This window comes from Polaromonas sp. AER18D-145, assembly GCF_002379095.1.
Classification (GTDB): domain Bacteria; phylum Pseudomonadota; class Gammaproteobacteria; order Burkholderiales; family Burkholderiaceae_C; genus Polaromonas.
Genome location: NZ_NBZV01000066.1, coordinates 1 through 18,528 on the forward strand (window position 1 = coordinate 1; position 18,528 = coordinate 18,528).

Sequence of the window (18,528 nt, forward strand, 5' to 3'; positions counted from 1 at the left end):
TGATGGACCTGGTGATCACGGTGGACACCAGCGTGGCGCATCTGGCGGGGGCCATGGGCAAGGAAGTGTGGATCATGCTGCCCTTCAGTCCCGACTGGCGCTGGCTGCTCGAGCGAAGCGACAGCCCGTGGTACGGCTCAGCGCGGCTGATCAGGCAGCCCGCCCGGGGCGACTGGGCCAGTGTGCTGGCCCAGGTGCAGGCGGCGTTAAAGCTGCGGCTGCCATAGGGGCTTATTGCCGGGCGCCGCGTGCCAGCGCAGCAGCCCGTGACGCGGCCAGCGCCTGCACATCGGGCACGCCCTGGGTCGGCCAGCCGGACAGATGCTGCTGCGCGATGTCGCTCAGGGCCGCCAGCCACGCGGGGCTGTCGTTGAGACAGGCGATGTAGTTGAAGCTCTTCCCGCCCGCATGTTCAAAAGCTTCTTTGGCTTCCTGCGCAATTTCCTCGAGGGTCTCGAGGCAGTCGCCGGTGAAGCCGGGGCACATCACATCGACACTTTTGACGCCGGCCCGGGCCAGTGCCACCAGCGTGGGCTCGGTGTAGGGCTCCAGCCACTTGGCCCTGCCGAAGCGCGACTGGAAGGTGACGCGGTACTGCTCTTTGGCCAGGCCGAGTTGTTCGGCCAGCAGGCGGGCGGTTTTATGGCACTCGCAGTGGTAAGGGTCGCCCAGATACAGCGTGCGCTCGGGCACACCGTGAAAACTCATGACGAGCTTTTCCGCGCGGCCATGGGTGGCCCAGTGCGCACGCACGCGCGCTGCCAGCGCCGCGATGTAGCCCGGATGGTCGTGGTAGTGGTTGACAAACCGCAGTTCGGGAATCAGCCGTGTTTTGGCGGCCCAGCTGTAAACCGCGTCGAACACGCTGGCGGTGCTGGTGCCGCTGTATTGCGGGTAGGCGGGCAGCACCAGGATGCGTGTCACGCCTTCGGCCTTGAGCGAGTTGAGTTGCGCGGCCACGGAGGGCTGGCCGTAACGCATGGCGTAGCGCACTTCCACATGGTGTCCGCGTTCGCCCAGGTAGCCGCGCAGCAGCGTCGCCTGTTTGGCCGTCCATACCTTGAGCGGTGAACCTTCCGCGGTCCAGATGCTGGCGTATTTGGCCGCTGACTTTTTCGGCCGCACGCGCAGGATGATGCCGTGCAGGATGAACCACCACAGGGCCTTGGGGATTTCGATCACGCGGTGGTCGCTGAGAAACTGCGCGAGGTAGGGGCGCAGCGCCGCAGCGGTGGGCGCATCGGGGGTCCCGAGGTTGCAGTACAGCACGGCGGTGCCGCTGGCTGCGCTGGGCGGCTGCCCGTGCACAAAAGTGGGTTCTGGGGAAAAAGACATGGGTTATTCTCCCCTACCTATGCTTGACCTGACAATTATTAAAGCCATAACCCTTGACCTTGATGACACCCTTTGGCCGGTCTGGCCGGCGATAGAAAAAGCCGAAGCCGCCCTCGACGAATGGCTGGGCCGCCACGCGCCCATGACCGCGGCCCTGTTTGCCAACCCCACGGCACGCCACGATATCCGCGAGCAGATTGTCCGTACCCGGCCCGAGCTCAGGCACAACCTCAGTGCCATCCGGCGCGAGGCGATCCGCCTGGCCCTGTACCGCTCCCGGGAGAACCCCTTGCTGGCGGAAGAAGCCTTTGAAGTTTTTTTTGCCGCGCGCCATGAGGTGACGCTGTTCGATGACGCGATGCTGGCGCTGGAGTTTCTTTCCGCGCGTTACCCGGTGGTTGCGCTGTCCAACGGCAATGCCGACATCGCCCGCATCGGGCTCGCGCCGTACTTTCGCGCCGCCATCAGCGCGCAGTCGTTCGGTGTGGGCAAGCCGGACCCGCGTATTTTCCATGCCGCGGCCGGCGCCGTGGATGTGCAGCCCCACAACGTGCTGCATGTGGGCGACGACGCAGCGCTGGATGTGCTGGGGGCGCTGAACGCGGGCATGCAGACCGCCTGGGTGAACCGGGCAGACCACCTGTGGACACACGATGCCGTGCCGCATGAAACCGTGACCAGCCTGACCGAGCTGTGCGACCTGTTCCGCCTCGCGGACCCGCAGCCATGACACTGAAGATCTACGGCATCGCAGCCTCGCGCGCATCACGGCCCTTGTGGGTGGCGCATGAACTGGGCCTGGCCCACGAACACATTCCCCTGTCTTACCAGGGCGGTGCGACGCGCACGCCGGAGTTCCTGGCGCTCAATCCCAACGGGCACATCCCCGTGGTGGACGACGACGGCGTGCTGGTCTGGGAGTCCATGGCCTGTGCGCTGTACCTGGCCGGGCGTTTCCAGGGCGAGGGCGCTGAACCGCTCGCCGCAGTGAACCACGCCGAACAGGCCGAGATCCTGCGTTGGAGCTTCTGGGCCGTGACCGAATGCGAAAAAGATGCACTGACGTTTTTGATGCACACGGTGGCCATGCCTGAGGAGCGGCGCAAGCCGCAGCTGGCGCAGGAGGCCGAGCGTCGCCTGTTGCCGGCACTGCGTGTGCTCGATCAGCATCTGCAAATCCGCCGTTTCCTGGCCGGGGAGCGCTTCACCGTGGCCGACATTTGCGTGGCGTCGGTGCTGGCCTGGGTGCAGCGTTCGGCCGAGCTGGAGGCGCAATGTCCGCGGGTCAGTGCCTGGCTTGCGCGCTGCCTGGACCGGCCCGCGCAGCAACAGGTGCGTGCGCTGGCACGGCGTGACAGTGGCCGGAATTTATAGCCAAATCTGGCTCCAGCCCTTGCAGTTATTGCGCATACAGCTATTTATTTGATAGCGTTTCTGGCGGCCTGCAAACCCGAGCGCACCGCACCTTCCAGCGTGGCCGGGTAGGGCCCGGCGATGTAGTCGCCACACGCCAGCAGCCCCGGCAGCAGTTGGGCGGCAGGCCGCTGCAGGCCGGGCAGGCAGGCGAAGGTGGCGCGTTTTTCCACAATCGTCTGCACGGCCTGCAGGGGTGCCAGCCCGAGTTGCCGCTCGCCCTGGGCCAGCACGCGCTGGGTCAGCGCGGCCTTGTCGGCGGTGCTGGCGCTGACCACAAAGGCCAGCAGGCCGGCGGGCCCGCCGAGCTGGCCGCGGTCAAACACAAACTGCGCCGGCGCCTCGCCATCGGGTGTGCCCGCGCGCAGCGTGAGCATGGGCTGCGCCAGGCGCGCGCCCGATGAAAACGCATACACCGTGGTGATGGCTTCAAACTGCAGTGCGCGGGTGTGTGCCAGCCACGCTGGACAGGGCAGGCCCGCTGTTTCGGCCAGCCGCGCGGCTTCCGCTGGCGGACAGGCGAGAACCACCCGGTCAAAGGGGACGCCATCGACCTGCCAGCCTCCAGCCACGTGGGTCAGTCCCTGCACGCGGCGACCGAGGCCGACGTCGCCGCCATGCTGCACGACCCAGGCCAGTGCCGCGTCGGGCAGCAGCGCACTCAGGTCCACGCGCGGCAACAACAGATTGGAGCCGCCCGATTCTGCGAACAGCGCATCACGCAGCACACGCAAATACACCTGGCCGCTGGCGCGCTCGGCCGGCGTGTTCAGCGCCGAGACACACAGCGGCTCGATCAGGGTGGCCATCACCGTCGGACTGAGCGTGCGGCACAGCTGCGCGACAGACAGCGCCGGCGCGCAGCGAAACCCCGAGACCTGCCAGCCGACGGCGGCACGCAGCAGCGAGAGTTTGTCGTGCCAGGTCCAGCCGCGCGCACGCACCATGCCCGCCAGCGCATCCAGCGGGGCAGGGAGCCGGGGAAAGGCCAGACCCGTGCCGTCGGGGAACTGCAGGGTCAGCGGCAGGCGCAGCAGGGCCGTGTCGGCAACCAGGCCGACGTCGGCCATCAGGCGCAGCGTTTCGCTGTAGGCACCAATCAGGATGTGCTGGCCGTTGTCCAGCGCCAGCGCCGTGCCGTCGGGCCACTGGCTGTCAACGCGCCGCGCGCGTCCACCGGGAACGCGCGCCGCTTCAAACACCGTGACCTGCTGGCCGAGCCGGGTGGCTTCGACCGCCGCCGCGCAGCCGGCCCAGCCGGCACCGATGACGGCAACTCTCACCTTGGAGCCTGTGGTGCCGCCCCATGCGCCAGAAAAAGGCGCTGTCTGAGGTGAGGTATTGACCAGCCGGGGCCGCGGAACCGGCTTCGCCGGGCCGCAGGCGCAGCGGCCCCCTCGGGGGGCAGCGAACCACACGCAGTGGGGAGCGTGGGGGTCATATCCTGCCGAAGGCCTGTGTTTTCCATGCCAGCCAGAACTTGCGCAGCGGCGTCAGGCTGACACGCTGGTGCAGCACCTGGTAGCCGTCGGCCTCGATCTCGCGCAGCAGGGTGCGGTAGATGCTGGCCATCATGAGCCCGGGCTTTTGCGCGCGGCGGTCGGCCTCGGGCAGCAGCGCCAGCGCTTCGTCGTAGAGGCCCAGTGCACGCTGCGTCTGGAACTGCATCAGCGCAGTGAACCGGTCGGAGTACTGGCGCTTGAGGATTTCGTGCGCTTTCACGTCGAACTGCTGCAGCTCGTTGACCGGCAGGTAAATGCGTCCGCGCAAGGCATCTTCCCCGACGTCGCGGATGATGTTGGTCATCTGGAAGGCCAGCCCGAGCTTGTGCGCGTACTCGGTGGTTTGCGGCTGCGTCTGCCCGAAAATCCGCGCGGCCACCTCGCCGACGATGCCGGCGACCAGGTGGCAATAGCTCTTCAGGCCCGGGAAATCAAGAAAGCGGTTTTGCGTGAGGTCCATCTGGCAGCCTTCGATCACCGCCTGCAGGTGGCGCGCTTCGATCTGGTAGGTGGGGGCCAGCGGCATCAGCGCCTTCATCACCGGATGGGTGGGCGAGCCGGCGTAGGACTTGAGCACCTCGGCCTGCCACCAGGCGAGCTTGGTGTGGGCCACGCCGGGGTCGGTCACTTCGTCAACCACATCGTCGATTTCGCGGCAGAAGGCATAAAAGGCCGTGATGGCCGCGCGCCGCTCCTTGGGCAAAAACAGGAAGGCGTAATAAAAACTGCTGCCGGACGCGGCGGCTTTCTGTTGGACGTATTCCTCGGGGTTCATGGGCGGGATTGTCGCAGGCTTGGGGCGAGGTCAAGCGGGCCGCTGCCGGGATTACATCCGGATCGCGCGCCACAGCATCAGCGCCACATCCCAGGGCGTGAGCTTGGGACGCTGGCGCAGCGTGGCAAAGTGGATCGCCTCGATCTTGTCGAGGATGCGCAGGCCGCCTTGCACCACCAGGCGCAACTCCCAGCCCGCGCGCCCCGGCACCCTTTTCACCAAAGGCACACCTTTTTGCATCCTGGCCCTTGCCGAATGGACGCAGGCAGCTATCAATTTCGTAGTGGCCGGATTCACGTCCAGGGCCTGCAGCCGGGCTTCATCAACGCCGTGCGCGGCCCAGAGTTCCTGCGGCAGGTAGATGCGCCCGCGCGGAATGTCCACGCTGAGGTCCTGCCAGAAGTTGGTCAGCTGCAACGCCGTGCAGATGTGGTCGCTCTGCACCAGTGACGCCGCGTCGGTCACGCCGTAAAGATGCAGCAGTAGGCGGCCGACCGGGTTGGCCGAGCGGCGGCAGTAGTCCAGCAGCTCGGCTTCGGTGGCATAACGCTGCTTGACCACGTCCTGCTCGAACGCGCTGAGCAGGTCATCCAGCAGCGGCACCGGCAGCTGGAACTGCCTGATCACCGGCGCCAGGGCGGCAAAGATGGCCGGCCATCGCGCCGAGACCGGCCGGCCCTCGGCCGCGGCGAACAGGTCGGCGCGGCAGGCCGCCAGGTCGGCCAGCCGCTGGGCGGGCAGGGCGTCGCCTTCGTCGGCAATGTCGTCGGCCGTGCGGGCGAACCAGTAAATCGCCGCCACCGCCGGCCGCAGGCGCGGCGGGCACAGCAGCGAGGCCACGGGGAAGTTTTCGTAGTGGCTGGAAGGAGGCTGCAGCGGCTGCGCAAGGTCGGGATGGGGGCCGGAAGTCATGGGCTGGATTGTCGCTTGACAAGCCCTGGGAATTACCCTAGATTACTAACCAGTCAGTCATTAACCGGGTTTTCAGGCTTGCCTGTTTCCTGCTTTCCAGGTCTTTTCGCCACCGTCTTTCCCCAGCGCCATCATGAATAAAACCGCTTTTGCCGTCCTCAGCAGCGTCTTGTTGCTGGCCGCCTGTTCCAAGTCAGCCCCGCCCGAGGAGCCGGTGCGTGCCGTCAAGGTCATGACCGTGGGGACGGATTCCTTCGATACCGCTTACGAGTTTGCCGGCGAGGTCAAGGCCCAGGTCGAGTCGCGGCTGGGTTTTCGGGTCGGCGGAAAAATCATCCGGCGCCAGGCCGAACCCGGCCAGCGCGTCCAGGCCGGGCAGGTGCTGGCCCAGCTGGACCCGCAGGACTACAAGCTGGCCGCCGATGCGGCGCGCGCCCAGGTGGCAGCGGCGGCCACGCAGCGCGACCTGGCCTCGGCCGACTACAAACGCTACAAGGAACTCCGGGATCAGAACTTCATCAGCGGCGCCGAACTCGAGCGCCGCGAGACCACGCTCAAGGCGGCGCAGGCCCAGCTGGAGCAGGCGCAGTCACAACTGGCCGTGCAGGGCAACCAGGCCAGTTACGCCGTGCTGGTGGCCGACGTGTCGGGCGTGGTGACGGCCGTGGAGGCTGAAGTCGGGCAGGTCGTTGTTGCCGGCACCCCGGTGCTGCGCATTGCCGCCGACGGCCCGCGCGACGTGGTGTTTTCCGTGCCCGAAGACAAGGTGGCGGCCATCAAGGTCGGCATGCCGGTCAAGGTGCGTGTCTGGGCGCAGAACACCGGGCTGGAAGGCAAGGTGCGTGAAGTGGGCGCCAGCGCCGACCCGCTCACGCGGACCTACCCGGTCAAGGTGGCGTTGGCCACCCAGGAGCCGCCGGTGCTGGGCGCCACGGTTTACGTGCAGCCGCAGGGCCTGGGTGCTGCGGGCGTGCAGGTCATCAAGCTGCCGACCACGGCCCTGCGCCAGGAAGGCCGGGCGACGGCGGTCTGGGTGCTGGACAAGGCGAGCATGACGGTGAAGTCGCAGGCCATCCAGATTGCCACGGCCGACGGCAATGAGGCGGTGGTGGCTTCGGGCCTGCAGCCCGGCATGCTGGTGGTCAGCGCCGGCGTGCATGTGCTTTCGCCCGGACAGAAGGTCACGATTTATCAGCCAAAAGTGGCTGCAGCCCTTGCTCCGCCTGCGCAGACAGCTATCAATCCGGTAGCGTCTGCCGCGGCGACGACGCTGCCCCCGGTCGCTGCGCCTGCCGCGAAGTGAGGCTGGCATGACCCAAGTACAACCGAAGGACGGCTTCAACCTGTCCAAATGGGCGCTGGACCATCCGGCGCTGACGCGTTACCTGATGGTGGTGCTGATGCTGCTCGGCTTTGCCGCCTACTTCCAGCTCGGCCAGGACGAAGACCCGCCGTTCACCTTCCGTGCCATGGTGGTGCGCACCTACTGGCCGGGCGCCACGGCGCAGCAGGTGGCCGAGCAGGTGACCGACAAACTCGAGCGCACGCTGCAGGAAGTGCCGTTTGCCGACAAGATCCGCAGCTATTCCAAGCCCGGCGAGTCGCAGATCATTTTCCAGATCAAGGACTCGTCGAAAGCCGCCGATGTGGCTGGTGTCTGGTACGCGGTGCGCAAGAAGATCGGCGACATGCGCGGCACGCTGCCCGGCGGCGTGCAGGGCCCGTTTTTCAACGACGACTTCGGCGACGTGTATGGCGTGATCTACGCGCTGCAGGCCGACGGCTTCAGTTATGCCGAGCTCAAGACCTTTGCCGACGAGGTGCGCCAGAAATTGCTGCGTGTGCCCGATGTGGCCAAGGTCGAGCAGTTCGGCGTGCAGGACGAAAAGCTCTTCATCGAGATTTCACAAAAGCGCCTGGCCCAGCTCGGACTGGATTTCAACCAGGTGCTGAGCCAGCTCGGCCAGCAAAACGCGGTGGAGTCCGCCGGCGCGGTGCAGACACCGCTGGATGTGGTGCAGGTGCGGGTGGCCGGGCAGTTCGAAGCGATCGAGCAGCTGCGCGCCATGCCGATACGCGGCGCCTCGGGCAGCCAGTTGCGGCTGGGCGACATTGCCGAGGTCAAGCGTGGCTACATCGACCCGCCTGCCGTCAAGGTGCGGCACCAGGGCCGGGAAGTCATTGCGCTCGGTGTCTCCATGGCCAAGGGCGGCGACATCATTGCGCTGGGCAAGGCGCTGACGGCGACCACTGCCGGCATTGCAGGCGGCCTGCCGGCCGGCATCGAGCTGGTGCAGATCCAGGACCAGCCGACCGCGGTGGCGACCTCGGTTAATGAGTTCGTGAAAGTGCTGATCGAAGCGGTGGTGATTGTGCTTGCCGTGAGTTTCATTGCGCTGGGTTTTCACCGGCGGCCCGGACAGCACCCGCTGTGGAAGCGTTATTACATCGACATGCGGCCTGGCCTGGTGGTCGGCATCACGATTCCGCTGGTGCTGGCCGTGACCTTTCTGGCCATGAGCTACTTCGGCATCGGCCTGCACAAGATCTCGCTGGGTTCGCTGATCATCGCGCTGGGCCTGCTGGTGGACGACGCCATCATTGCGGTCGAGATGATGGTGCGCAAGATGGAAGAGGGCTACGACAAGGTGCGCGCCGCGACCTTTGCCTATGAAATCACCGCCATGCCCATGCTGACCGGCACACTGATCACGGCGGTCGGCTTTTTGCCGATCGGCATGGCCAAATCAGCCGTGGGCGAGTACACCTTCGCGATTTTTGCGGTGACCGTGATCGCGCTGGTGCTGAGCTGGATCGTGTCGGTGTATTTCGTGCCTTATCTGGGGACCTTGCTGCTCAAGGTGCCGCCGCATGTGCAGGAGGTGGCCGCCGGACAGGACAGCCCGCACGAGATGTTCGACAGCCCCTTCTACAACACGTTTCGCCGGGCGGTGAACTGGTGCGTGCAGTACCGCTGGATCACGATTGGCGCGACGGTGCTGTTTTTTGCGCTGGGCATTGTCGGCATGGGCAAGGTGCAGCAGCAGTTCTTCCCGGATTCGAGCCGGCGGGATATCATGGTCGACATCTGGTTCCCGGAGGGCACCTCGTTCGCCGCCAATGAACTGACGGCCAAACGCGTCGAGGCGCGCCTGCTCCAGGAAGCCGGCGTCAGCTCGGTCAGCACCTGGGTGGGTTCGGGCGTGCCGCGTTTTTACCTGCCGCTGGACCAGGTCTTCCCGCAGACCAACGTGTCGCAGTTTATTGTGTTGCCCAAGGACCTGAAGGTGCGCGAATCGCTGCGCATCAAGCTGCCGGCCCTGCTGGCCCAGGAGTTTCCCGAGGTGCGCGGCCGCATCAAGCTGCTGCCCAACGGCCCGCCCGTGCCCTACCCGGTGCAGTTCCGCGTGGTCGGCATCGACCCGCTGGTGCTGCGCGAACGTGCCGACGAGGTCAAGGCCGCGCTGCGCGAGAGCCCCAACACCCGCGGTGTCAATGACAACTGGAACGAGTCCGTCAAGGTCCTGCGCCTGGAAGTGGATCAGTCCAAGGCGCGCGCGCTGGGCGTGACCAGCCAGTCGATTGCCCAGGCGTCCAAAACCATCCTCGCCGGCACCAACGTGGGCCAGTTCCGCGAAGGCGACAAGCTGATCGACATCGTGCTGCGCCAGCCGCAGGACGAGCGCAACGCCATCACCGACATTGCCAACGCCTACCTGCCGACGGCGTCGGGCAAGTCGATCCCGCTGACGCAGATCGCCAAGCCGGTGTTCACCTGGGAGCCCGGCGTGATGTGGCGCGAGAACCGCGACTACGCGATCACGGTGCAAAGCGACATCGTTGAAGGCCTGCAGGGCGCCACGGTGACCAACCAGCTCCTGCCCGGCCTGAAAGCGCTGGAAGCGACATGGCAGAAAACCGGGATGGGCGGCTACCGCATCGAGGTCGCCGGCGCCGTCGAGGAAAGCAGCAAGGGCTCCAGCTCGATTGCGGCAGGCATTCCCGTCATGCTGTTTCTGACGTTCACGTTGCTGATGCTGCAACTGCACAGCTTCAGCCGCGCCATGCTGGTTTTCCTGACCGGACCGCTGGGCATTGCCGGCGTGGCCGGGGCCCTGCTGCTGCTGGGCCGCCCCTTCGGCTTTGTGGCCTTGCTCGGCGTGATCGCGCTGATGGGCATGATCCAGCGCAACTCGGTGATCCTGATCGACCAGATCGAGCAGGACCGGGCGGCCGGCGTTCCCGCCTGGGACGCGATCGTGGAGTCGGCCGTGCGGCGTTTGCGCCCCATCGTGCTGACGGCCGCCGCCGCCGTGCTGGCCATGATTCCGCTGTCGCGCAGCGTGTTCTGGGGGCCGATGGCGGTCGCCATCATGGGTGGCCTGATTGTCGCCACGGTGCTGACGCTGCTGGCCTTGCCGGCGATGTACGCCGCATGGTTCCGCGTCAGGCGCGAGCCGAGCGAAACACCGGCGCTCAATTAATCCGCCCAGCGGGGCGGCGCGCAGCGCCAGACCCGCCTGGTTTCGCGTGAACCGGGAGTCGCCGGTGCCGGCCTGACCCCACCTGCGGGATGGCTGGGCGCTGAAGCGGCAGCCGATACAGGCTAAAATAGAATGTTGACCGATTTCAGGCGGGGGTCCGGAAGCCGAAAAGCTGAGGATTCCCGTTTTTATTTCAGGCGCGCGGGTGGCGAAATTGGTAGACGCACCAGGTTTAGGTCCTGACGTCCGCAAGGATGTGGGGGTTCGAGTCCCCCCCCGCGCACCACGATTGAGACTTTCAGGACGATGGCCGCACCGGTTGACCGGTGCGCCCCTCCGTCTTTTACACATTTTTCGGATATTTAGGAGTAGATCATGGCCGTGACTGTTGAAACCCTCGAAAAGCTGGAGCGCAAGATCACCTTGACGCTGCCCATAGGCACCATCCAGTCCGAAGTGGACTCGCGCCTGAAACGCCTGGCCCGCACGGTCAAGATGGACGGTTTCCGTCCCGGCAAGGTGCCCATGAACGTGGTTGCCCAGCGTTATGGTTACTCGGTGCATTACGAAGTCATGAACGACAAGGTCGGCGAGGCTTTCTCCGTGGCCGCCAACGAAGCCAAGCTGCGCGTGGCCGGCCAGCCGCGCATCAGCGAAAAGGAAGGCGCGCCCGAGGGCGAGCTGGCGTTCGACGCCATTTTCGAGGTCTACCCGGAAGTCAAGATCGGCGACCTGGCCAGCGCCGAAGTTGAAAAAATCACCGCGGAAGTGACCGACGAAGCGATCGACAAGACGGTGGACATCCTGCGCAAGCAGCGCCGCACCTTTGCCCAGCGCGCCAGCGACGCGCCGGCGCAGGACGGTGACCGCGTCACCATCGACTTCGAAGGCAAGATCGACGGCGAGCCGTTTGCCGGCGGCAAGGCGGAAGCCTTCCAGTTCCTGGTCGGCGAAGGTCAGATGCTCAAGGAGTTCGAAGACGCGGTACGCGGCATGAAAAGCGGTGAGAGCAAGACCTTCCCGCTCAATTTCCCCGCCGATTACCATGGCAAGGATGTCGCCGGCAAACAGGCCGACTTCATGGTCACCGTCAAGAAGATCGAAGCCGCCCATCTGCCTGAAGTCAACGAAGCCCTGGCCAAATCCCTGGGCATCGCCGACGCCACCGTCGAAGGCCTGCGCGCCGACATCCGCAAGAACCTCGAGCGCGAAGTCAAGTTCCGCCTGCTGGCCCGCAACAAAAACGCCGTCATGGACGCGCTGCTGGCCCACGCCGAACTCGACGTGCCACAGGCGATTGTCCAGGCCGAACTGGACCGCATGGTCGAAGGCGCCCGCGCCGACCTCAAGCAGCGTGGCATCAAGGATGCCGACAAGGCGCCGATTCCCGACGACATCTTCCGCCCACAGGCTGAAAAGCGCGTGCGCCTGGGCCTGGTGGTGGCCGAGCTGACCCGCACCAACGACCTGTTTCCCAAGACCGAACAGGTCAAGGCCCACGTCGAAGAACTGGCTTCGAGCTACGAAAAGCCGGAAGACGTGGTGCGCTGGTACTTCAGCGACGAAAAACGCATGGCCGAGGTCGAGTCCGTCGTGATTGAAAACAATGTCACGAATTTTGTGCTGGGCAAGGCCAAAATCGTCGAAAAATCGGTGCCGTTTGATGAATTGATGGCGCAGAACTGAAGCGGACGGCGGGCACCGGCCCGGCGCAAGGCTGATTTCTGATGCAGGGGCTTGCGGCTGAGGCTTCAAGCCCCATTTATTTTGGGTAAAGTAGTCCCAACATTTGGAGAAAACATGAACATTTACAGCAGTGCACAGGACATCCAGGGCCTCGGCATGGTGCCGATGGTGATTGAACAGTCCGGCCGCGGCGAGCGGTCCTATGACATTTATTCGCGTCTGCTGAAGGAGCGTGTCATTTTCCTCGTGGGCCCGGTCAATGACCAGACGGCCAACCTGGTGGTGGCGCAGTTGCTGTTCCTCGAGAGCGAAAACCCGGACAAGGACATCTCGTTCTACATCAACTCACCGGGCGGTTCGGTCACGGCCGGCATGGCGATTTACGACACCATGCAGTTCATCAAGGCCGATGTGTCCACGCTATGTGTGGGCATGGCGGCCAGCATGGGCGCCTTCCTGTTGGCGGCCGGTGCCAAGGGCAAGCGCTTCTCGCTGCCCAACTCGCGCGTGATGATTCACCAGCCCTCGGGCGGCGCGCAGGGCCAGGCCACCGACATCGAGATCCACGCCCGCGACATCCTCAAGACGCGCGAGCAACTCAACCGCATTCTGGCCACGAACACCGGGCAGACGGTCGAGAAAATCGAGCGCGACACCGAGCGTGACTACTTCATGTTTGCCGAAGATGCGAAAGCCTACGGCGTCGTGGACCAGGTGATTGCCAAACGCCCCTGAACGGGCGCTCGCTTCCCCTGGTTGCAACATAGCAACGGCGTTTCTGTAACAGGGGACGCCGTTTTTATTGGCCGCTCCCTCAGAGCCGGCTGAAGCCTGTTTCGCCGCGCGTAGAGTCAGGTTTATTTGGTTATCATTAGCTAACACGTCCCACGGGCACCCAAAGGCATTACATTCATGGCCGATAAAAAAGGCTCTTCCAGCGAAAAAACCCTGTACTGCTCCTTCTGCGGCAAAAGCCAGCACGAAGTCAAGAAGCTGATTGCAGGGCCATCGGTTTTCATCTGTGATGAATGCATCGACCTGTGCAACGAAATCATCCGCGATGAACTGCCCGCCGGGGATGACGTGCGCGAAACGCGTGGCGACCTGCCGACGCCGCTGGAAATCAAGGCGACGCTCGATGGTTACGTGATTGGGCAGGAGCCGGCCAAGCGCACGCTGGCCGTTGCTGTCTACAACCACTACAAGCGTCTGCGCCACAAGGAAAAAGCCAAAAAAGACGATGTGGAGCTGACCAAAAGCAACATCCTGCTGATCGGCCCCACGGGCTCCGGCAAGACCCTGCTGGCCCAGACCCTGGCGCGCACCCTCAACGTTCCTTTCGTGATGGCCGACGCCACCACGCTGACCGAAGCCGGCTATGTCGGCGAAGACGTTGAAAACATCATCCAGAAACTGCTGCAGAGCTGCAACTATGAAGTCGAGCGCGCCCAGCAGGGCATTGTCTACATCGACGAAATCGACAAGATCTCGCGCAAGTCCGACAACCCCTCGATCACGCGCGACGTGTCGGGCGAGGGCGTGCAGCAGGCGCTGCTCAAGCTGATCGAGGGCACCATGGCCTCGGTGCCGCCGCAGGGCGGGCGCAAACACCCGAACCAGGACTTCCTGCAGGTCGATACCACCAACATCCTGTTCATCTGCGGCGGGGCTTTTTCGGGGCTGGAAAAAGTCATTGAAAACCGCACCGAATCGTCCGGCATCGGTTTTGGCGCCAGCGTCAAGAGCAAAAAGGCCCGCAGCCTGACCGAGGCCTTCAAGGACGTGGAGCCGGAAGACCTGATCAAGTTCGGCCTGATCCCCGAACTGGTGGGCCGCATGCCGGTGGTCGCCACCCTGGCCGAACTGACCGAGGACGCGCTGGTGCAGATCCTGACAGAACCCAAAAATGCCGTCGTCAAGCAGTTCAGCAAGCTGCTGTCCATGGAAGGGGTCGATCTGGAGATTCGCCCCTCGGCGCTCAAGGCCATTGCCCGCAAGGCGCTGGCGCGCAAGACCGGCGCCCGCGGCCTGCGCTCCATCCTGGAGCAGTCCCTGATTGACACCATGTTTGACCTGCCCAATACGAGCAATGTCGAAAAAGTGGTGGTTGACGAGTCGACGATCGAGGAAAACAAGCCACCGCTGCTGGTGTACCGTGAAGCCGCCAAACAGGCCTGAGACCGCCCCAGGCGAAGAAGGTCCCGGTGTGTGGTGCCTGAAGTGGCATAAATGGGTGGCAGGCTTGAAAAGTGGCCGCTGTTCCCCACTTTCGAGTTAACTGTTTTCACCGATACTGAAAATTCCCCGGACGCCACCGCGCCTCGGTTTTCATTAAAGGCCTACCTTTAAAGGTTGATATGTCCGCACAAACCACATTGCCTTCCAGCCCCATCGACCTGCCGCTGTTGCCGCTGCGTGACGTGGTGGTGTTCCCCCACATGGTGATTCCGCTGTTCGTCGGCCGCCCCAAGAGCATCAAGGCCCTGGAGTCGGCGATGGAGGCCGAGCGCCGCATCATGCTCGTGGCCCAGAAAGCCGCCGCCAAGGACGAACCTTCTGTCGAGGACATGTTCGGCGTCGGCTGCGTGGCCACGATTTTGCAGATGCTCAAGCTGCCGGACGGCACGGTCAAGGTGCTGGTTGAAGGCCAGCAACGCGCCGTTGTCAACAAGATCGAAGAGGGTGAGGCCCACTTCAGCGCCAATGTGACACCGGTGGAGGCGGCCGTGCTCACGCCCGGCGACAAGACCAGCGAGACGGAAGCACTGCGCCGCGCCGTGATGCAGCAGTTCGACCACTATGTCAAACTGAACAAGAAAATCCCGCCGGAGATCCTCACCTCGATTTCGAGCATTGATGACGCCGGCCGGCTGGCCGACACCATTGCCGCGCACCTGCCGCTCAAACTGGACGCCAAGCAGGTCATCCTCGATCTGGACAACGTCAAGGCCCGTCTCGAGAACCTCTATGAGCAGCTCGAGCGCGAAGTCGACATCCTCAATGTGGACAAGAAGATCCGCGGCCGCGTCAAGCGCCAGATGGAGAAAAACCAGCGCGACTTCTACCTGAACGAGCAGGTCAAGGCGATCCAGAAGGAGCTTGGCGAAGGCGAAGAGGGCGCGGACATCGAAGAGATCGAGAAAAAGATCAAGACCGCCAAAATGCCGCAGGAAGCGCGCAAGAAGGCCGAGAGCGAGCTGAAAAAACTCAAGCTGATGTCGCCGATGTCGGCCGAGGCGACCGTGGTGCGCTCCTACATCGATGTGCTGACGGGCCTGCCCTGGAGCAAGAAGACCAAGATCAAACATGACCTGGCCAACGCCGAGGCGGTGCTGGACGAAGACCACTACGGCCTGGAAAAGGTCAAGGACCGCATTGTTGAATACCTCGCGGTGCAGCAGCGCGTCGACAAACTCAAGGCGCCGATTCTCTGTCTGGTCGGCCCTCCGGGCGTCGGCAAGACCTCGCTGGGCCAGTCGATTGCCAAGGCCACGGGGCGCAAGTACGTGCGCATGGCGCTGGGCGGCATGCGTGACGAGGCCGAGATCCGCGGTCACCGGCGCACCTACATCGGTGCCTTGCCGGGCAAGGTGCTGCAGAGCCTGACCAAGGCAGGCACACGCAACCCGCTGTTCCTGCTCGACGAAATCGACAAGCTCGGCACCGATTTCCGTGGCGACCCCTCCAGCGCACTGCTGGAGGTGCTGGACCCTGAACAGAACCACACTTTCGGCGACCACTATGTCGAGGTCGACTTCGACCTCAGCGACGTGATGTTCGTGGCCACGTCGAACTCGATGAATATTCCGCCGGCCCTGCTGGACCGCATGGAAGTGATCCGCCTGTCGGGTTACACCGAAGACGAAAAGACCAGCATCGCCATGCGTTACCTGCTGCCCAAGCAGCTCAAGAACAACGGCGTCAAGGAAGACGAGCTGGAGATCAAGGAGCAGGCGGTTCGCGACATCGTGCGTTATTACACGCGTGAGGCTGGTGTGCGCTCGCTTGAGCGCGAACTTTCCAAGATCTGCCGCAAGGTGGTCAAGGGCATCCAGCTCAAGAAGATGGAACCCAAGGTGGTGGTGACTGCCGACAACCTCAATGATTTTCTGGGCGTGCGCAAGTTCGACTACGGTCGCGCCGGGGAGCTCAACCAGGTCGGCCAGGTGGTCGGGCTGGCCTGGACGGAAGTCGGCGGCGATCTGCTGACGATCGAGGCGGCGATGATGCCCGGCAAGGGCGTGATCACGCGCACGGGTTCGCTCGGCGACGTGATGAAGGAGTCCGTGGAAGCCGCGCGTACGGTGGTGCGCAGCCGGGCACGGGCGCTGGGCATCAAGGACGAAATGTTCGAGAAGCGTGACATCCACATTCACGTTCCCGACGGCGCCACGCCCAAGGATGGTCCGAGCGCCGGTGCGGCGATGACCACGGCCTTTGTATCGGCCATCACCGGCATTCCCGTGCGCGGCGATGTGGCGATGACCGGCGAGATCACGCTGCGCGGCGAGGTGACGGCGATTGGCGGCCTGAAGGAAAAACTGCTCGCGGCTTTGCGCGGCGGCATCAAGACCGTGTTGATCCCCGAAGAGAACGCGAAGGACCTGCAGGAGATTCCGGAGAACGTGAAGAACGGCCTGGAAATCGTGCCCGTCAAATGGATCGACCAGGTGTTGCAGATCGCACTGGTGCGCCAGCCGGTTCCCCTGCCGGACGACGAGCCCGCTGTGGCGGCAACGGCTCCTGCCGCGCCGGCGGTGGAAGTCGCGGGCAGCATCAAGCATTGAGTCTGTGCAAATTTTTCAAGTTTCTTCGCAAAGCGCAAAAAAGCACGCTATAATTCGAGGCTGATAACGCGGGAGTAGCTCAGTTGGTAGAGCGCAACCTTGCCAAGGTTGAGGTCGAGAGTTCGAGACTCTTCTCCCGCTCCAATTCGAAAAGGGCAGCACTTAAAAATGCTGTCCTTTTTCATTGGTGATAGTTCACAAGCGATTCAGTAGAATCATCCTGTTGGTTCTGCTGGAAGCATTCAGATTACGGCGCGGTAACAAAGCGGTTATGTACCGGATTGCAAATCCGGCTAGCCCGGTTCGACTCCGGGCCGCGCCTCCATCCATGTTTTTGCAGCCCCTTGCCAGGGGCTTTTTTGTTCGTCAGCATGTCCCCGGCCTGAGTGGTGAAATAGGTAGACACAGCGGACTTAAAATCCGCCGCTTCGTGAAAACGGGCGTACCGGTTCGATTCCGGTCTCAGGCACCAGCCCCCGGAACAACGCCTCACAGGTCTTGCCGGCGTGCTGGCGATGCCCATTTCAGACCGCAACTGGTTAAGATAGATTCCATGGCCCGCTACACCACCCCTCCTTTCGAAATACACGTCCACGGCGAAGTGCCGTTGCGTGAGGATGTCGGCTTTGAGCAACTGCAGGACGCCCTGAAGCCGCTCTGGAAATACGCGGGCGCCAAGTCGTTGGCCGACGGAGCCGCCAGCACCTATGAGGAAGAGCCCGGCATACGCTTCGATGTCCACCAGCATCTGCTGCAACTGTGCTGGACGGTTCCCGGCGACGAGGATTTCCGGCAGGTGCTCGACGAGGTCTGCATGGCCCTGAACGAGCTGGCCGCCAGCGGTGCGCCCATCGAAGTCACTTTCTACGATGCGGATTTTGACGAGGACGAGGAGCCCGATGGCGAAGAGGCCAGGGACGACTTTGCGATGTATTTTGTCGGGCCCACGCCGGCTGCCATCATGCAGGTGCAGCGCGATCTGCTGGTGCAGGACATGATCGGCCTGATGGAGCGGCATTTTGATGCCTCCGAACTCGGCGATGTGGTGTCCGCTGTCGACAAGTTGTTCGAGCAGCGTTTTGATGCGCTGGTCAGTTCCATGCAGCTGGGCCGGCCTCCGCGCGGGATGGGCGGCCCGCAGGGTGGTTCAGGCCACGGCGGCGGCGGACGCAAGCCGCGGCATCTGCATTAAGGCTGAGACCCGGGCGGAGCCGTAGCGTCCCTGCCTGTGCCGGGAAATCCCAGCCCGCGCAGATAGACCTCCACCACATCCCGTCCCAGGGACACCAGATCGAAGTCGGCGCTTTCCAGCAACCAGCTCTGGATCAGCCCGTCGATGATGGCGTGCAGGCCCTGCGCCGCCGCGGTGGTCGAGACCGGCAGTTCCAGCGCATGGTGCCGGCTGGCCGCCTGAAAACCCCGTTCAACCTGCTCCAGAAAGTCACTCCGGCTCTTCAGGTGACGCAGGCGCACGGCCTGGAGCTCGCCGACATATTCCACCTTGTGGGTGGCAACTTCGAAGACGCGGCGCGTCTGCGGGTCGCTGGCGATGCGCAGCAGTGCCTCGCCCACGCCGTTGCGAATGCGCGCTAGCGGGTCGGCGTGCCCCTCCTGCCCCTCCTGCCCCTCTAGCC

General features: G+C 64.0%; 13 protein-coding genes, 4 tRNA genes and 2 pseudogenes. 14 read left to right on the top strand and 5 right to left on the bottom strand.

Features of this window, described 5'->3' with window-relative positions; genetic code table 11:
- Nucleotides 1–227, top strand: a pseudogene (locus tag B7G52_RS21575) (glycosyltransferase); the annotation flags it as partial.
- 4 nt (nucleotides 228–231) lie between these two features.
- Here B7G52_RS21575 and hemH read toward each other — a convergent pair.
- Complete coding sequence (gene hemH / locus B7G52_RS21580) at nucleotides 232–1,335, bottom strand: ferrochelatase (RefSeq protein WP_096699730.1); 1,104 nt, start codon at nucleotides 1,333–1,335, stop codon at nucleotides 232–234.
- 19 nt (nucleotides 1,336–1,354) lie between these two features.
- Here hemH and B7G52_RS21585 point away from each other — a divergent pair, with 19 nt between their 5' ends.
- Together B7G52_RS21585 and B7G52_RS21590 are read left to right on the top strand one after the other, a co-directional pair.
- Nucleotides 1,355–2,065, top strand: coding sequence for an HAD family hydrolase (locus B7G52_RS21585; protein WP_096699731.1), 711 nt, complete (start codon nucleotides 1,355–1,357; stop codon nucleotides 2,063–2,065).
- Nucleotides 2,062–2,709 carry a glutathione S-transferase family protein gene (locus tag B7G52_RS21590; protein ID WP_096699732.1) on the top strand — a complete coding sequence of 216 codons (648 nt, stop codon included), beginning with the start codon at nucleotides 2,062–2,064 and terminating at the stop codon, nucleotides 2,707–2,709. Before B7G52_RS21585 ends, B7G52_RS21590 begins: the two co-directional genes overlap by 4 nt.
- A 44-nt stretch (nucleotides 2,710–2,753) precedes the next feature.
- Here the strand turns inward: B7G52_RS21590 and hpnE are convergent, their stop codons facing one another.
- From hpnE to hpnC, 3 genes are all read right to left on the bottom strand, one after another.
- Nucleotides 2,754–4,097, bottom strand: a complete 1,344-nt coding sequence (gene hpnE, locus B7G52_RS21595; protein WP_371329053.1) for a hydroxysqualene dehydroxylase HpnE — start codon at nucleotides 4,095–4,097, stop codon at nucleotides 2,754–2,756.
- A gap of 88 nt (nucleotides 4,098–4,185) precedes the next feature.
- Complete coding sequence (gene hpnD, locus B7G52_RS21605; RefSeq protein WP_096699735.1) at nucleotides 4,186–5,025, bottom strand: presqualene diphosphate synthase HpnD; 840 nt, start codon at nucleotides 5,023–5,025, stop codon at nucleotides 4,186–4,188.
- A 51-nt stretch (nucleotides 5,026–5,076) separates the two neighbouring features.
- Nucleotides 5,077–5,937: a squalene synthase HpnC gene (gene hpnC / locus B7G52_RS21610; protein ID WP_096699736.1), complete on the bottom strand. Its 861-nt coding sequence runs from the start codon at nucleotides 5,935–5,937 to the stop codon at nucleotides 5,077–5,079.
- A gap of 133 nt (nucleotides 5,938–6,070) precedes the next feature.
- Here hpnC and B7G52_RS21615 point away from each other — a divergent pair, with 133 nt between their 5' ends.
- From B7G52_RS21615 to B7G52_RS21665, 11 genes are all read left to right on the top strand, one after another.
- Complete coding sequence (locus B7G52_RS21615; RefSeq protein WP_096699737.1) at nucleotides 6,071–7,240, top strand: efflux RND transporter periplasmic adaptor subunit; 1,170 nt, start codon at nucleotides 6,071–6,073, stop codon at nucleotides 7,238–7,240.
- Nucleotides 7,241–7,247: 7 nt separating this feature from the next.
- Nucleotides 7,248–10,421: an efflux RND transporter permease subunit gene (locus B7G52_RS21620; protein WP_096699738.1), complete on the top strand. Its 3,174-nt coding sequence runs from the start codon at nucleotides 7,248–7,250 to the stop codon at nucleotides 10,419–10,421.
- A 199-nt stretch (nucleotides 10,422–10,620) separates the two neighbouring features.
- Nucleotides 10,621–10,707, top strand: a tRNA-Leu gene (locus tag B7G52_RS21625).
- 89 nt (nucleotides 10,708–10,796) lie between these two features.
- Complete coding sequence (gene tig / locus B7G52_RS21630; protein ID WP_096699739.1) at nucleotides 10,797–12,107, top strand: trigger factor; 1,311 nt, start codon at nucleotides 10,797–10,799, stop codon at nucleotides 12,105–12,107.
- A 114-nt stretch (nucleotides 12,108–12,221) separates the two neighbouring features.
- Nucleotides 12,222–12,842, top strand: coding sequence for an ATP-dependent Clp endopeptidase proteolytic subunit ClpP (clpP, locus tag B7G52_RS21635; RefSeq protein ID WP_096699740.1), 621 nt, complete (start codon nucleotides 12,222–12,224; stop codon nucleotides 12,840–12,842).
- Nucleotides 12,843–13,019: 177 nt separating this feature from the next.
- Nucleotides 13,020–14,285 (top strand): ATP-dependent Clp protease ATP-binding subunit ClpX, encoded by a 1,266-nt coding sequence (gene clpX / locus B7G52_RS21640; protein WP_096699741.1) that lies wholly within the window; start codon nucleotides 13,020–13,022, stop codon nucleotides 14,283–14,285.
- 179 nt (nucleotides 14,286–14,464) lie between these two features.
- Entirely contained in the window at nucleotides 14,465–16,894 is a 2,430-nt protein-coding gene (gene lon, locus B7G52_RS21645) for an endopeptidase La (protein WP_096699742.1), read from the top strand.
- A gap of 68 nt (nucleotides 16,895–16,962) precedes the next feature.
- Nucleotides 16,963–17,038: transfer RNA gene (locus tag B7G52_RS21650), tRNA-Gly, on the top strand.
- A gap of 107 nt (nucleotides 17,039–17,145) precedes the next feature.
- Nucleotides 17,146–17,219, top strand: a tRNA-Cys gene (locus B7G52_RS21655).
- A 55-nt stretch (nucleotides 17,220–17,274) separates the two neighbouring features.
- Nucleotides 17,275–17,366: transfer RNA gene (locus tag B7G52_RS21660), tRNA-Leu, on the top strand.
- Between the two features lie 81 nt (nucleotides 17,367–17,447).
- A complete protein-coding gene (locus tag B7G52_RS21665; protein ID WP_096699743.1) occupies nucleotides 17,448–18,086 on the top strand; it encodes a DUF6806 family protein in 639 nt (212 codons plus the stop codon).
- On the opposite strand, the pseudogene B7G52_RS21670 reads toward B7G52_RS21665, so the two are convergent.
- Nucleotides 18,083–18,528, bottom strand: a pseudogene (locus B7G52_RS21670) (TetR family transcriptional regulator); the annotation flags it as partial. The gene B7G52_RS21665 and the pseudogene B7G52_RS21670 sit on opposite strands and share 4 nt — an antisense overlap.